The organism is Actinomadura soli (assembly GCF_005889715.1).
GTDB lineage: Bacteria > Actinomycetota > Actinomycetes > Streptosporangiales > Streptosporangiaceae > Spirillospora > Spirillospora soli.
Genome location: NZ_VCKW01000096.1, coordinates 15,028 through 29,002, shown reverse-complemented (window position 1 = coordinate 29,002; position 13,975 = coordinate 15,028). Strand labels below are relative to the sequence as shown.

The window sequence follows — 13,975 nt, the reverse complement described above, 5'->3', positions numbered from 1 at the left end:
GTTCAGGACGTCAGCCCGCGCTCCCTGGGGCGGGTCACGCGGGACGGTCGGTGATGTTCTGCACGGTGGCGGGCGTGCTCTCGGGGGGATCGGCGGCGCGCAGTGCCATGCGGGCCCGCATGGCGTCCAGGTCGTCGCCGAGGCGGGCCATGTTGGACTGCAGGTCGCGCCACAGCCCGGACCGCTGCTCCAGTTGCGCGATCTTGGTGCGCAGGTCGCCGATGCGGCGTTCGGCGGCCTCCAGCCGGGCGCCGTTGCCGGCGGTGTCGCGGCCGGTGCGGATCAGGCTGGTGGCGACGGCGGCCAGGTCGCGCTCGGCGTCGTCCATCCGCTCGTCGATGCGCGGCAGCAACCGGTCGTTGAGCTGGCCGACCAGCGAGTCGAGTTCGGCGCGCACCCTGCGCAGCTCGGCGTCCTGGTCGCGGACGGTCTCCTCTAGTATCTTGAGGCGTTCGGTGAGGGCGGGAAGCAGCCGCCCGAGTTCCGCCGACCGTTCCAGATCCCGTCCGAGTCTGACGAGAAGGCCGACGCCCTCGCGCAGTTGTCGCTCCGCCTCAGCGGCGGCGCGGCGGACGAGACCCGGGATCACGGTCATGGCGCTCCCTCCAGGGGGGTGCGATGGAAAAACTCCTTAAACTCTAGGCGAACCGCCCATGAACGGTTTGGGACTCAAGGGTTTATTTCGGCGCGCCGGCCGGTTTTCGATCATCCGCGGGCCGGGCCCGTTCGGCGGGCGTCGGGGTGCTGCACGTGCACAGGCCGCGGCTGACGATGAGCAGCGCCCGTTCGGCGGTGTAGTCCGCCCGGTCGAGGGCCGGTCGGACACGGTGACAGGTCAGGCAGAGCATGCGTTCTTCGTCCTCCCCGTGAAGCCCGGGGGGCACCCTGTTGCCCGTGCGGCCGGTCCGGGAGACACCCCCCGCGTCCCCCGGACTCGGCGGCCGCACGTGAGCCGCTCGTTGTGCGGCCCCGGTTCCGCCGTCCCGCGCGCGCTCCCCCCGGACGTGCGCGCCGGACGACGGAACCCCTGGATCAGCCCCATCGGCTTCCAGCGCCGATTACAGTAAGCGCTCCCACGTTGCATGCACGTTGCGATCACTCTGTCACTCACCGTGCCGGAGGTGATCGCGAGAGAATCTCAGGAAAACGGTTGCGCCGCCCCGCGGATGGGCCGATCCTCAGACACGCCAGGTTCTCTCCGGGGGAAAGGACTACTGGTATGCGGAACCTGTTGGCCGTCCGGCCGGCGATCTCCGAGTCGTGGCGCCGGTCGGAGAGCGCGGGCGTCGACGTGGACGTGGAGGCGGCGCCGCTGGTGTTCGATCGCGACGTCCTCGCCGACGCGCGCATCGCCCATCCGCTCGATCCGCATCTGCCGATGCTGGAGGGCCTGCTGCGGCACGTCGCCGACGAGACCGAGCACCTGATGGTGATCACCGACGACGGCGGGCACGTGCTGTGGACGCAGGTCCCGCCCGGGGTGCGCCGCGCCGCCGACCGGATCGGGCTGACCGAGGGGTCCCGCTGGTCGGAGGACGTCGTCGGCACCAACGGCATCGGCCTGGCCCTCGCCACCGGGCGGCCCGAGTTCGTGTACGCCGCCGAGCACGTCGCCCACGTCCTGCACCGCTGGTCGTGCGCCGCCGCCCCGATCACCGACCCCGATTCGGGGATGGTGATCGGCTGTATCGACGTGAGCGCGACCGTGGAGGCGCTGCATCCGGCGACCGTCGCGCTCGTCAGCGCGGCGGCCCGGCTGGCCGAGTCGCGGCTGGAGAACGAGATGCGGCAGCGGGACGAGCTGCTCCGCGAGCGGCTCCTGCCGCACCTGCGTGGCCTGCGCGAGCCCGGTGTCCTGGTCACCGCGACCGGCCGGATCATCGGGGCCGGTCCCGGCGAGCCGGGCCTGGCCGGATGGCGCGGGCGGCGGGTGCCCCTCCCCGAGAGCGGGGGGACGGTCACGCTGCCCGACGGCCGTGCCGCCGTCGCCGAACCGCTCGGCGAGGCGTACCTGCTGCGCCCGCCCGTCGTCCGCGCGCGGCGTGGGCCGCGCGCGGGGGCCTTGGCGCCCGGACGCGCCCCCGCTCCGCCCGCCACCGGCGAGGGGCCGCTGCTGACGCTGTCGTTCCTCGGCGACGGGCGCCCGCACGCCCGGCTCGACGGCGGGCCGCTGACGCTGTCGCTGCGGCACGCCGAGATCCTCGCGCTGCTCGCCCTGCACCCGCGTGGCCTGACCGGTGACCGGCTGGCCTTCTGCCTGTACGGCGACGACGGCAGCCCGGCGACCGTCCGGCCCGAGATCCACCGGCTCCGCCAGCAGTTCGGCGACATCGTCCGCGCGCGTCCCTACCGGCTCGACTGCGCGGTCGAGGCCGACTTCCTCACCGTCCGGCGGCTGCTGGACGACGGGGACGTCGCCGGGGCCGTGCGGCTCTGCACGGGGGAGCTGCTGCCCGGCTCGGACGCGCCCGCCATCTGCGCCGAGCGCGACGAGTTGGCCGTTCGGGTCCGGCGGCAGGCGCTCGACCGGGGCGGCGCCGACGCGCTGTGGACCTACGCGCAGACCGAGCCCGGACGCTCCGACCTGGAGGCCCTGGAGCGGCTCAGCGCCGTCCTGCCGCCCGGGGACTCGCGGCTCGCGGCCGTCGTGTCCCGCAGCGACCGCCTGCTCAACGACGACGTCTAGCGGCGGCGGCACCGGCGGCGCGGCCGGCGGCTCAGGGGGAGACGCCCGCGTTGATGAGGTGGGCGCGGTCGTTGTAGGTGACGGCCCGCAGGCCGGAGCCGTCCTGCCGCCACCGGGTCACCGACGCGTTCGCGATCGGCGTCTTCTCGATCTCCAGGATCTCCCGCTCCGACAGGCCCTCCACCAGGTAGCGGGTCATCACCACGATCGCGTCGTGCGTGACGACCAGCACCCGGCCGCCGGGCGCCTCGGCCTCCAGGTCGCGGTAGAAGCTGCGCAGCCGCAGCGCGAGGTCGGCCCACGACTCGCCGCCGGGCGGCCGGTAGTAGAACTTGCCGAGGCGGCGCAGCCGGTCCGCCTCGTCGGGGAAGCGGCGGCGGACGCCGAGTTCGGTGAGGCCCTGCAGCGCGCCCTGCTCGCGGTCGCGGATCCGCTCGTCCACCCGGGGCCGCAGGCCGTCCGGGTCCTGCGGCGCCGCGTAGGACGTCTGCGCGAGCGCGATCTTCGCCGTGTCGAGGGTGCGCAGGTAGGGGGACACGACGACCATCGTCGGACGCTCGCCGGCCGGCAGCGCGGCGAGCCAGCGGCCGAGCGTCGCCGCCTGCGCGCGGCCGGTGTCCGACAGCGGGACGTCGGCGTCGCGTTCCGGGATGCCGGCCTCCTCGGCGTCGGTGCCGAGCACCGACTGGTACGCGACGTTGCCGGTGCTCTCACCATGCCGGGTCAGGGTCAGCCACTGCAGCGCGTTCACGCCCGCCATGCTGCCACGCCCACCGCCCGCCATCGTCCTCTACAGGCCGTAGTACTCTTTGGTCCGTGACGGACGTCCTGGCCACCGCGATCATCGTGGTGGCGCTGCTGGTCGCCGCGTACTCCGTGGTGACGGCGCTGCGCAACCGGGCGATGGACGCCGTCCATCTCGTCGCGCTCGGCGTCCTGGAGGTCCTGCTGATCGCGCAGGCCGTCGTCGGGTTCGTGAAGCTCTCCGGGGACGGGGGGCCGGACAGCTCCGCCACCTTCGCCGGCTACCTGCTCGGCGTCCTGCTGATCCCCGTCGCGGGCGCCGGATGGGGCCTGCTGGAGCGGACCCGGTGGGGCTCCGCCGTGATCGTCGTCGCCGGGGTCGCCGTCGCGGTCATGGTCGTCCGGCTCGATCAGCTGTGGAGCGGCGGTGGCTGACGGCGAGGCCCGCGCCGACGGCGAGGCCCCCGGCGACCGCGCTGCTCGCGGCGACCGCCGGGCCCGTGCGGACGACGGCGCCCGCGCCGGCGCCGGGGTCCGCACGGGCGGCGCGGTGCGCCCCGGTACCGGCGGCGGGCCGGGACGGCTCCTGGTCGCCGTCTACGCGGTCTTCGCGCTCGCGGCCGGCGCGCGGGCGGGCGTCCAGATCGCCACCCGGTTCTCCGACGCGCCGGTCGCGTACGCGCTGTCGGCGTTCGCCGCCGCCGTCTACGTCCTGGCGACGGTCGCGCTGGCGCGCGGCGGGCGCACGTCGTTCCGGGTCGCCGTCGCCGCGTGCTCCATCGAGCTGGCCGGGGTGCTGGTGGTGGGCACGCTCAGCGTCGCCGACTCCGCGGCGTTCCCCGACGAGACCGTCTGGTCCGGGTTCGGGCGCGGCTACGGGTTCGTGCCGCTGGTGCTGCCGGTCGCGGGACTGTTGTGGTTGCGCCGCACCGCCCGCCAGGGTGGCGGGCCCGTAGCGGGCGGTGGGCGCCCTGTGGGCGGCGGCGAGTGAGCCCTCCGGCCACAGGTGTCGGGTGACCATCGCGGTCAGGCGGCCGTGATGCCGGCCGCGGGCGGGGTGAGCCGGCCGCCGATCGGCAGCGCGCGGACGGCGGCCCTGGCGATCGCCTCCACCTCGTCGGGGGAGTGGTCGGCGGACGGGTTGCGGCTCATCCAGCGGATCAGCCGCAGCGGCGGCGCGAACACGATGCCGTCCGCGGCGAACGGCGTCCGGACGAGGTGGCCGCCGTGGACGGCCAGCACCGGCGTCACCTTCACGGGCACCTCCGCGACCCGTGAGATCCGCTCGGCGGCGGCGTCGGCCCGCGCGGTCAGCCCGTCCACCAGCTTCGACTGGGTGCGCCCGTCGATGAACAGCCGGCCGCCGTGGTGGGAGATCTCCGCGTCGGGATGCCAGGCCTCGTTGTGCACCAGCCACACGCCGCCCGGCCCGATCACGAGCTCGTCGGCCGGCCCGTGCCCGGGGACGACCCGCTCGTACAGCACCCGGTACCCGCGCCGCTCCAGCGTGTGGCGCAGCACCCGGTTCATCCGCTCCTCGCCGCGCAGCCCGCGCCGCCACACGCTGGACGCGTGATGCACTCGCCAATGCACGAAGGTGTCGGCGGACGCGACCAGCACCGCCATCACGATTCCGAATACGGCGTTGACCAGCAGCCCGCACAGTATCAGTGTCGCCGCCGCCAGAATTGCGCGGGTCCGCAATCTACCCTTTCGGCCGCGCTGCCACAGCTCTTCGTATACCGCCTGGGGTGAACCGCCGGTGAACGCCGCCCTGTCCCTCAGATAGATGGAGCTGCCGATCATGACGTGACCTCCCAGCACCCTGCTATGACGTCCTCATTATGTGGATACCCACCGCATTGCCGCTACAGTTCATACGGTGACGTAAATCAATCGTGGAAGCAACTTCCAGGTCTTGAAAGCAATGCCTACCTGGTCTTTCGGCGGGTTGGACGAGTGGAATCCAGGGAAGACTTCGGATGGCGGCACTGGAATTGCTGAAAGGCTCGGTGCAACTATCACCGCAACGCACGGGGCCTTTTTCATTTGCGTGGCATTCCCCGCATGGGCGATCACGCAACGGCACGGCCCGGGCCCTCGGGCAGACTGGGGCGGTGCACATCGACGCCGCCGAGAGCCTTCCCGTCAGCCGCGCCGTCCCCGCCCTCCGCGCGGCCCTGGACGGCCACGGCGCGGCGGTGCTGGCGGCTCCGCCCGGCACCGGGAAGACCACGCTCGTCCCGCTGGCTCTCGCGGGGCTCGCCCTCGGCGGCACCGCGCCGGCCGGGAAGGTGCTGGTCCTGGAGCCCCGGCGGCTCGCCGCGCGCGCCGCCGCCCGCCGCATGGCCTGGCTCCTCGGCGAGCGCGTCGGCGAGCGGGTCGGCGTCACCGTGCGCGGCGAGACGCGTCCGGGCGGCCGCGTCGACGTCGTCACCACCGGCGTCGTCCTGCAGCGCCTCCAGTCGGCCCCCGACCTCGACGGCGTCGCCACGGTGATTCTGGACGAATGCCATGAACGGCATCTGGACGCCGACACCGCGCTGGCGTTCCTCCTCGACGTCCGCGCTGCGCTCCGGCCCGACCTGCGCCTGGTCGCCGCGTCCGCGACCGCCGACACCGGCCCGTGGGCGCGGCTCCTCGGCGGCGCGCCGGTGGTCGAGACCGAGGCCGCGCTGCACCCCGTGGAGACGGTCTGGGCGCCGCCGCCGCGTCCCGCCCCGCCGCCGCACGGCATGCGCGTCGACCCCGCGTTCCTCGCGCACGTCGCCGCCACGGCCCGCCGCGCCCTGGCCGAACGCGACGGCGACGTCCTGTGCTTCCTGCCCGGCGTCGGCGAGATCGCCCGCGTCGCCGGGCTGCTCGGGGACGTGTCCGCCGATGTCGTGCAGGTCCACGGCCAGGCGCCGCGGCAGGTGCAGGACGCCGTGCTGGCCCCGGCGTCCAGGCGGCGGCTGGTCCTCGCCACGTCCGTCGCCGAGTCGAGCCTCACCGTCCCCGGCGTCCGGGCGGTCGTGGACTCCGGCCTCGCCCGCGAACCCCGCACCGACCACGCCCGCGGCCTCGGCGCGCTCACCACCGTCCGGGCGTCCCGCGCCACCGCCGACCAGCGCGCGGGCCGCGCCGGACGGGAGGCGCCCGGCGCGGTCTACCGCTGCTGGACGCGGGCCGAGCACGACCGCCTGCCCGCCCGGCCCCGTCCCGAGATCGAACTGGCCGACCTCACCGGCTTCGCGCTCCAGGCCGCCTGCTGGGGCGACCCCGACGCGTCCGGCCTCGCCCTGCCCGACCCGCCGCCACGCGCCGCGCTAGACGCCGCCCGCGCCACCCTGGACGCCCTAGGCGCCGTGCGTGCCTCCCGAGGGGGGCACATCACCGACCGGGGCCGCCGCCTCGCCCGCGTCGGCCTCCACCCGCGCCTGGCCCGCGCGCTGATCGACGGCGCCCCCGAGGTCGGCGCACGGCGCGCCGCCGAGATCGTCGCGCTGCTGTCCGAACCTCCGCCGCGCTCGTCGGGCGACGACCTCACCGCCGCCTGGCGCGCCCTCCGCCGCCCCGGCCGTCCGGCCGACGCCCACGCGGCCCGCTGGCGCGACGAGGCCCGCCGCCTGCACAGATCCCTCACGGACGCGGCCGAGTCCCCGGCGGGACAGGGAGACGATCACGCGGCGGGGGTCGTGGCGGCGCTGGCGTTCCCGGAGCGTGTCGCGCGGGCGCGGCGGGGGAGCGGCTACCTGATGGCGTCCGGGACGGGCGCCGTGCTCGCCGACGGCTCGGCCCTCGCGGGAGCGCAGGCGGAATGGCTGGCGATCGCGGCGGCGGACCGGCCCGCGGGCGCGGCGTCGGCGCGCGTCCGGCAGGCCGTGGTGATCGGCGAGGACGTGGCGCGGTTCGCCGCCGCGCCGCTCCTGGAGACGGCCGAGGAGGTCGCCTGGCGGGACGGGGACGTCGTCGCGCGGCGCGTCGAGCGGCTAGGCGCGATCGAACTGGACGCGCGCCCCCTGCGCGACCCCGACCCGGACCTGGTGCGGGCGGCGCTCCTGGACGGCGTCCGCGCCGAGGGGCTCGGCCTGCTGACCTGGACGCCCGCGGCCCGCGCCCTCCGCGACCGGCTCGCGTTCCTCCACGCGGCGCTCGGGGAGCCGTGGCCGCCGGTCGACGACGCGGCGCTGCTGGAACGCGTCCCGGAGTGGCTCGCGGGCGCGCGGCGACGGGCCGACCTGAGCAGGATCGACGTCACCGCCATGCTGAGCGGCCTCCTGCCCTGGGAGCAGGCGAGCAGGTTGGACGAGTACGCGCCCGAGCGCGTCGAGGTGCCGTCCGGGTCCCGGATCAGGGTCGACTACGCGCAGGAGCGGCCCGTCCTGGCGGTGAAGCTCCAGGAACTGTTCGGATGGGAGGCCGCGCCGCGCCTCGCGGGCGGACGGGTGCCGCTGGTCGTCCACCTGCTGTCCCCGGCCGGACGCCCGGCGGCGGTCACCGCGGACCTCGCGTCCTTCTGGCGCGAGGGCTACAAGGCGGTCAGGGCGGAGCTGCGCGGACGCTATCCCAAGCACCCATGGCCCGAGGACCCGGCGCAGGCCGTGCCGACAAGGCGCACCAAGGCGCCCAGGTCTAGCGGGAGTCGATGAGGACCTCGATGCCGTCCAGGATGCGGGCCAGCCCGAACTCGAAGGCGCGGCGCGGCGCGACGGCGGAGTTGTACTCCTGCCCGGCGGCCGTGCCGACGCGGGTCCCGACGGGATAGTCGGCCTCGTCCACGAACGTGTCGAGGAAGGGGGCGGTGGCCTCCCACCACTGCGCGTCGCTGATGCCGCTGCGGCGCTCGGCCTCGGCGGCGCTGACCGACACGCGGGCGGCGCTCTCGGCGAAGCCGGTGATGAGCGCGGCCACCGAGTCCATCTCCAGGTCGGTGAGGCCGATGCCGTCCACGGCGCGCAGCTCGTACTCGTACTTGCCGATCGTGTTCGGGCCCATCGGCGGCCGGACCACCGTGATCCGCAGCAGCCACGGATGGCGGTGGAACAGCGCCCAGTTCTCGTGGGCGATGTGCTCCAGCCGGGCCCGCCAGGTGTCCTGGCCGGGCGGCGTCAGCTCGCCGAACGCGCGGTCGAGCATGACGTCGATCAGCTCGGCCTTGCCCGGCACGTAGGTGTAGATCGACATGGGGGAGACGCCCAGCTCGTCGGCGATGCGGCGGATGGACAGGGCGTCCAGGCCGTCGGCGTCGGCCACCTCGATCGCGGTCCGGACGATCTGCTCGGCGGTCAGCCGCGGCTTCGGGCCGCGCTTCGGCCGTTCCCGAACGCCCCACAGGAGTTCCAGGCTGCGCCTGGGGTCGCCGCCCCCGCTGTACTCGGTCGTCACACCGCCGATCCTCTCAGGGATGAAACTCTGTACGTCGTACGTTATATTGGCCGGGATGGTAAATCCGTACTGCGTACATAGTTTTGGAGGGCGCGTGGCGGAACCACGGTTCGCGGTCGTCGCCGAAGGACTGCGCAAGCGCTACGGCGGCACGCACGCACTCGCCGGGCTCGACCTGCGCGTGCCCGCCGGCACCGTGCACGGGCTGCTCGGCCCGAACGGCGCGGGCAAGACCACCGCCGTCCGCGTCCTGGCCACGCTGGCCAGGCCGGACGGCGGCACGGCCCGCGTCGCCGGGCACGACGTCGTCCGCGCGGCCGCCGAGGTGCGGACCAGGATCGGGCTCGTCGGGCAGCACGCGGCGGTCGACGAGGTGCTCGGCGGGCGCCAGAACCTCGTCATGTTCGGCCGCCTCTACCACCTCGGCGCGAAGGACGCGCGGCGCCGGGCCGACGAGCTGCTGGAGCGGTTCCGGCTGACCGGGGCCGCCGCGAAACCCGTGAGCGAGTACTCCGGCGGCATGCGCCGGCGCCTCGACCTGGCCGCGTCCATGATCCTCGCGCCACCGGTGCTGTTCCTGGACGAGCCCACCACCGGCCTGGACCCGCGCAGCCGGGGCGAGGTGTGGGACGCGATCCGCACCCTCGTCGGCGGCGGCACGACCGTCCTGCTCACCACCCAGTACCTGGAGGAGGCCGACCGGCTCGCGGACGGCATCTCGGTGATCGACCACGGCCGCGTCATCGCCGGGGGCACGCCGGACGCCCTCAAGGCGCGGCTCGGCGGCGACCGCGTCGAGGTCGTCCTGGACGACCCCGGATCGCTCGCCACCGCCGCCGAGATCGTCGGCCGGGTCGCGTCCGCCGAGGTCGACGTGGACGCCGAGGCCCTGCGCGTCGGCGCCCCCGTGACCGGGCGGGCGACCGTGCTGACCGAGGTCCTCCGAGCCCTGGACGACGCGGGCCTGCGGGTCGCCGACATCGGCCTGCGCCGCCCCACGCTGGACGAGGTGTTCCTGCACCTCACCGAGAACATCGAGAACACGGAAAACGTCCAGGACGAGAAAGAGGGGGTGCGCTCGTGAGCGTTCAGACGCTGCGGTGGGCCGTCGCCGACGGCCGGGTCCTGACCGCGCGGGCCCTCGCGCACTGGGCGCGGCGGCCCGGCGAGGTCGCCATGGCGCTGCTGTTCCCCGTGATGGTCGTGCTGATGATGGGCTACCTGTTCGGCGGCCAGATGGACGTGCCGGGCGGCGGGAACTACCGGGAGTTCATCGTCCCCGGCATGTTCGCGCTGACGATGGCGTTCGGCGTCGAGACGACGTTCACCGCGATCGCCGGCGACGCCGCCAAGGGCGTGGCCGACCGGTTCCGCGCGATGCCGATGGCCCCGTCCGCCGTCGTCGTGGGCCGCGCCACGGCCGACATGCTGCACTCGGTCGTCGCGCTGGCCGTGATGGCGGCGTGCGGCGTCCTGATCGGCTGGCGCGTCCACGACGGCGCCGCCAAGGCTCTCGCCGGGCTCGGGCTCCTACTGCTCCTGCGGTTCTCGCTGATCTGGCTCGGCATCTACCTGGGCCTGATGGCGAAGGGGCCGGAGTCGGTCGCGGCCGTCCAGGTGCTGGTGTGGCCGATCGGGTTCCTGTCCAGCGCGCTGGTCGCGCCGAGCACCATGCCGGGCTGGCTCGGCGCGATCGCCGAGTGGAACCCCATGTCGGCGACCGTGACGGCGTGCCGCGAGCTGTTCGGCGACCCCGTGTCCGGCGGGTCGTGGGCGGCGCAGCACAGCGTCCTGATGGCGGTGGTGTGGCCGCTGGCGATCGCCGCGGTGTTCGCCCCGCTGTCGGTGCGCCGCTACCGCGCCCTGGGCGGCTAGGGCAGCAGTCCGGCGCGATGGCGCGCCAGCGCCATCGCCGGATAGCACGCCTCGGGTACAGGCTCCGCGCCTGTTTTCTTGTGGGGGGACGACCCCCCACGCCCCCCGGGCTCCGCGTTGTGGAGCGCGGCGCGGAGCCTCGGCCCCACGGCCGCCGGATCGTACGGCTGGACGACGCACAGCTCCGCCCGCATCGCCTGCCGCGCCGCCGCCATCAGCGCAGGGACGTCCCCGACGATGACGACCTCGGACGGCGCGTCGCCGTGGCCGAGCCGCACCGCCATGGCGTGCAGGCCCCGCGTGCCGGCGCCCTCGTAGCGGAACTCGCAGACGAGGCGGTCGCCGTCCAGCGGGCCCTCCTGGATGAGCCATACCTGGCCGGGGACGGCACGTCCGAGCGACCCCTCCCACGGCGCCGCCGCGACGCCGCCGAGCCCATCGGCCGCCCGACCTGCCGCAGCGCGCCCCGCCACGGGGCCGATCGCGGCGAGCGCCGCCAGGAACGCCCGCGCCCCCGGCGTCGCGGCCGCCCGCAGGCAGGTGATCAGGTCGCCGAGCGCGGCGCGCAGGCCCTGCGCGTGCGGGGCCGCGGCCTCCAGGGCGCCGAGCCGCGCGGACGTCCACACCTCCGCCTCCAGCGGGCCAGGCAGCGCCGGGAGCGCGTCCGCCTCCCGGACGAACGCCGCGTACACCTCGCGGAGGCCCGGCAGCATCAGCTCCGGCCCCGCGGACGGCCGGGTCGCACTCATCGTCCCAGCGTATGGGACATGGGGGGCGGCGCGTCCCCGCGGCCGGTGCGGCCGGGCCCCGGGGACGCGCCGCGGGCTCTCGGGCCCCAGGCCGGGCCGGGCCCTAGGCGCGGACGGTCAGCAGGGTGCGGGCCCCGCCCGCCGCCCGCCCGGTCGTGCGGACCTCGAACCGGCTGATCTCGCCGGACCGCAGCGCCGTCCCGCCCTGCAGGGTGAGCCGCGGCTGCGCGGACCCGGGCAGCCCGTACCCCGCCGCCGGGACGGCCCAGCCCGCCACCGTGTGGGCGCGGCCCGCACGGTCCACGGCGACCAGCTCGCACTCCAGCGGGCCGCGGACCTTGCTCAGCTCCAGCCCGATCCGGCTGCCCCACGCCTTGTCCTGCGTCGCGACCGTGCCGGTGACGCCGGTGCCCGCGTCGGCGGCCGACGTCCGGTGCCCGTCCCGCATCAGCGCGGCCGTCCCGCCGTCCTGGTCGGACGCCTGCCCGCCGCGGTCGGCGCCCAGCGTGTACCCGGTGCCGAGCGCCCCGCCGAGCAGCACGACGCCGGCGGCGGCCGCGGCCAGCGCCCGCGTCGAGCGGTGCCGCCGCTCCCGGCGGATCCGGTGCCGCAGCAGGTCGCTCACCACCGCGGGCTCGGGCGGTGCCGGCGCGGCGGGCGCGTCCGCAGGCTCGGCGATGGGGCCGATGCCGTCCAGCGTCGCGGCGATGCCGCGCAGCTCGCCCAGCTCCGCCTGGCAGGCGGCGCACCCGGACAGGTGGGCCTCGAACGCCCGCCGGTCCGGTTCCTCCAGGAGGCCGAGGGCGTAGGCGCCGACGTCGATGTGCAGCATGTCCGCGCTCATGGCGTCACGCCCCTTTCCTCCAGGGCGACGCGCAGCGCCCTGAGCGCGTAGTAGACCCGGGACTTCACCGTGCCCACGGGGATGCCGAGCTGCTTGGCGGCCTCGTTCACCGAGCGGTCCCGGAAGAAGGTCTCGTTGAGGATCTCGCGGTGGGCCGGGGACAGCGCGAGGAGTGCTTCGGACACGACGACGGAGCGCAGCAGATCCTCCAACCCGTCGGGGACGCGCATGTTCTCCAGCGGGCCCTCGCCCGCCTCCTGTGGCCGGGCGTTCTTGCGGCGCTGGTCGTCGATGACGATCCGGCGGGCGACCGTCGCCAGCCAGGGCAGCAGCGAGGTCGCGTTCTCGTCGAGCTGGTGCGCGCTCCGCCACGCGCGGATCATGGTCTCCTGTACGACGTCCTCGGCCCAGTGCCGGTCCCCGCCGGTCAGGCGGAGCACGAACGACAGCAGCGGACGGCCGTACACGCGGTACAGCTCGGTCACGATCACCTGGTCGTCCACGGCGCCCGGGGGCCGCGGGCCGCGGAACCAGCTCCACGGGCCTGCGGCGGGACGTTCTCGCGGGGCCGACACGGCGGTCGGTGATCTGTGGGCCATCGGGGGTCTCCGGCTGAAGCGGGGGCGGACGGCGCGGTGACCGTGAGCCAGGTGTCACGTCGGGAGGCAGTACGGGCCCCTGGTCGCCGGCGGTTCAACCGGGGACCCCATTCCGGGCCGGATTTTCCAGTTCGCCCCTTACTGGTTCGACATCCTTGCCTTACCCCCGGCGCGGACGGCCCGCGAGCCGCGTCCTAGTACCGAAAGTCGGCACGGGGCCACGCCGCGCCGGTCCCCGGAAGGGCAACGCTCACTCCACGCATTGGAGCGAATGCGGGCATCAGGCCCATTTGCCCAGCTAAGGACCGAGGGGCGGATCGGCATAGTGAAAGGGAACGGCAACACACGACTGAGCTACCGCCTGCTGATGGCGGTGGACATCCAGGGCTACAGCAAGCGCGACACCCGCGAGCAGCTGCTCGCGCAGCGCGACCTGTGCGAGGCGCTCGACCGCGCCGCGCACGGCGTCGGCCTCGACCGCGGCCATTGGGAGAAGCAGGTCGGCGGGGACGGGGAGCTCGCCACGCTGCCGGACGGGACCGACCCCGCCACGGTGGCCGGCGAGTTCGTCATCGGCCTCGCCGAGGCGCTGCGCGACCTCAACCGCGGCGACGAGGACGAGGGCGGGGAAGGCGCCGCGGCCGGTGGGGAGACCGGCCGGCACCGGCTCCGGGTGCGGCTCTCGGTGCACCATGGCACGTTGACGGCCGGGCCTTTCGGGCCCGCGGGCGACGCGCCGATCGTCGTCCAGCGGCTGCTGGACGCCGCGCCGCTGCGCCGGCTGCTGATCGACGACGCGGACCGCGACCTCGCCTACGTCGTCTCCGACTCGCTGTTCGAGGACGTCGTGCGGACCGGGTTCTGCGCGCTGCCGCCGGGGGCGTTCCAGCCCATCAAGGTGACCGCGAAGGGCGCGGCCTTCCGCGGCCACATCCTCACCGGCCGCGCCGTCCGCCGGGACGGTCTGCCGGCCGGCCGGGACGGAGGCGAGGACGGTGGCGAGCGGGGCGGGCCGCCGGGCGGCCGGGCGGCTCCCGACGCCCGCGTCCTCGACTTCCCGGCCCTCGCCGCCCGGTGACCCGGCCCGGTGGTCCCGCCAGGCGCTTCCGCC

The 13,975-nt window shown here is 75.2% G+C and carries 14 protein-coding genes; 7 read left to right on the top strand and 7 right to left on the bottom strand.

Going from position 1 to position 13,975, the window contains the following annotated elements; all coding sequences use genetic code 11:
* Positions 1-34: 34 nt before the first annotated feature.
* A complete protein-coding gene (locus ETD83_RS19690) occupies positions 35-595 on the bottom strand; it encodes a hypothetical protein (RefSeq protein WP_138646602.1) in 561 nt (186 codons plus the stop codon).
* A 624-nt stretch (positions 596-1,219) separates the two neighbouring features.
* Here ETD83_RS19690 and ETD83_RS19685 point away from each other — a divergent pair.
* Positions 1,220-2,686 carry a GAF domain-containing protein gene (locus tag ETD83_RS19685; protein ID WP_138646601.1) on the top strand — a complete coding sequence of 489 codons (1,467 nt, stop codon included), beginning with the start codon at positions 1,220-1,222 and terminating at the stop codon, positions 2,684-2,686.
* 31 nt (positions 2,687-2,717) lie between these two features.
* Here the strand turns inward: ETD83_RS19685 and ETD83_RS19680 are convergent, their stop codons facing one another.
* Entirely contained in the window at positions 2,718-3,446 is a 729-nt protein-coding gene (locus ETD83_RS19680) for a histidine phosphatase family protein (RefSeq protein WP_138646600.1), read from the bottom strand.
* Positions 3,447-3,502: 56 nt separating this feature from the next.
* Between ETD83_RS19680 and ETD83_RS19675 the strand changes: the two genes are divergently transcribed.
* Positions 3,503-3,865, top strand: coding sequence for a hypothetical protein (locus ETD83_RS19675; RefSeq protein ID WP_138646599.1), 363 nt, complete (start codon positions 3,503-3,505; stop codon positions 3,863-3,865).
* Between the two features lie 115 nt (positions 3,866-3,980).
* Positions 3,981-4,421, top strand: coding sequence for a hypothetical protein (locus tag ETD83_RS19670; RefSeq protein WP_138646608.1), 441 nt, complete (start codon positions 3,981-3,983; stop codon positions 4,419-4,421).
* Positions 4,422-4,456: 35 nt separating this feature from the next.
* Here the strand turns inward: ETD83_RS19670 and ETD83_RS19665 are convergent, their stop codons facing one another.
* On the bottom strand, positions 4,457-5,236 hold the full coding sequence (locus ETD83_RS19665) for a nuclease-related domain-containing protein (protein WP_171064330.1): 780 nt from the start codon (positions 5,234-5,236) through the stop codon (positions 4,457-4,459).
* 311 nt (positions 5,237-5,547) lie between these two features.
* Here ETD83_RS19665 and hrpB point away from each other — a divergent pair, with 311 nt between their 5' ends.
* On the top strand, positions 5,548-8,061 hold the full coding sequence (gene hrpB, locus ETD83_RS19660; protein ID WP_230421032.1) for an ATP-dependent helicase HrpB: 2,514 nt from the start codon (positions 5,548-5,550) through the stop codon (positions 8,059-8,061).
* Here hrpB and ETD83_RS19655 read toward each other — a convergent pair.
* Entirely contained in the window at positions 8,045-8,797 is a 753-nt protein-coding gene (locus ETD83_RS19655) for a TetR/AcrR family transcriptional regulator (protein ID WP_138646597.1), read from the bottom strand. The genes hrpB and ETD83_RS19655 overlap by 17 nt on opposite strands.
* Positions 8,798-8,891: 94 nt before the next feature.
* Here ETD83_RS19655 and ETD83_RS19650 point away from each other — a divergent pair, with 94 nt between their 5' ends.
* Together ETD83_RS19650 and ETD83_RS19645 are read left to right on the top strand one after the other, a co-directional pair.
* Entirely contained in the window at positions 8,892-9,881 is a 990-nt protein-coding gene (locus ETD83_RS19650; RefSeq protein ID WP_230421031.1) for an ATP-binding cassette domain-containing protein, read from the top strand.
* Positions 9,878-10,672, top strand: a complete 795-nt coding sequence (locus ETD83_RS19645; RefSeq protein ID WP_138646595.1) for an ABC transporter permease — start codon at positions 9,878-9,880, stop codon at positions 10,670-10,672. Before ETD83_RS19650 ends, ETD83_RS19645 begins: the two co-directional genes overlap by 4 nt.
* Here ETD83_RS19645 and ETD83_RS19640 read toward each other — a convergent pair.
* The 3 genes from ETD83_RS19640 to ETD83_RS19630 all read right to left on the bottom strand — a co-directional run bounded on the left by ETD83_RS19640 (position 10,669) and on the right by ETD83_RS19630 (position 12,864).
* On the bottom strand, positions 10,669-11,421 hold the full coding sequence (locus tag ETD83_RS19640) for a hypothetical protein (protein ID WP_138646594.1): 753 nt from the start codon (positions 11,419-11,421) through the stop codon (positions 10,669-10,671). The two genes, ETD83_RS19645 and ETD83_RS19640, sit on opposite strands and share 4 nt — an antisense overlap.
* A gap of 103 nt (positions 11,422-11,524) precedes the next feature.
* Positions 11,525-12,265 (bottom strand): anti-sigma factor family protein, encoded by a 741-nt coding sequence (locus ETD83_RS44605; protein ID WP_138646593.1) that lies wholly within the window; start codon positions 12,263-12,265, stop codon positions 11,525-11,527.
* A complete protein-coding gene (locus tag ETD83_RS19630) occupies positions 12,262-12,864 on the bottom strand; it encodes a sigma-70 family RNA polymerase sigma factor (RefSeq protein WP_138646592.1) in 603 nt (200 codons plus the stop codon). The genes ETD83_RS44605 and ETD83_RS19630 overlap by 4 nt, the downstream gene beginning before the upstream one ends.
* 367 nt (positions 12,865-13,231) lie before the next feature.
* On the opposite strand from ETD83_RS19630, the gene ETD83_RS19625 reads away from it, so the two are divergent.
* A complete protein-coding gene (locus ETD83_RS19625; RefSeq protein ID WP_230421030.1) occupies positions 13,232-13,942 on the top strand; it encodes a hypothetical protein in 711 nt (236 codons plus the stop codon).
* The last annotated feature ends 33 nt before the right edge of the window (positions 13,943-13,975 follow it).

Excerpts from the sequence above, each read along its gene's own strand:
- ETD83_RS19690 (WP_138646602.1), bottom strand. The coding sequence starts at position 595 with ATGACCGTGATCCCGGGTCTCGTCCGCCGCGCCGCCGCTGAGGCGGAG.
- ETD83_RS19685 (WP_138646601.1), top strand. The coding sequence starts at position 1,220 with ATGCGGAACCTGTTGGCCGTCCGGCCGGCGATCTCCGAGTCGTGGCGC.
- ETD83_RS19680 (WP_138646600.1), bottom strand. The coding sequence starts at position 3,446 with ATGGCGGGCGTGAACGCGCTGCAGTGGCTGACCCTGACCCGGCATGGT.
- ETD83_RS19665 (WP_171064330.1), bottom strand. The coding sequence starts at position 5,236 with ATGATCGGCAGCTCCATCTATCTGAGGGACAGGGCGGCGTTCACCGGC.
- ETD83_RS19640 (WP_138646594.1), bottom strand. The coding sequence starts at position 11,421 with ATGAGTGCGACCCGGCCGTCCGCGGGGCCGGAGCTGATGCTGCCGGGC.
- ETD83_RS44605 (WP_138646593.1), bottom strand. The coding sequence starts at position 12,265 with ATGAGCGCGGACATGCTGCACATCGACGTCGGCGCCTACGCCCTCGGC.
- ETD83_RS19630 (WP_138646592.1), bottom strand. The coding sequence starts at position 12,864 with ATGGCCCACAGATCACCGACCGCCGTGTCGGCCCCGCGAGAACGTCCC.
- ETD83_RS19625 (WP_230421030.1), top strand. The coding sequence starts at position 13,232 with ATGGCGGTGGACATCCAGGGCTACAGCAAGCGCGACACCCGCGAGCAG.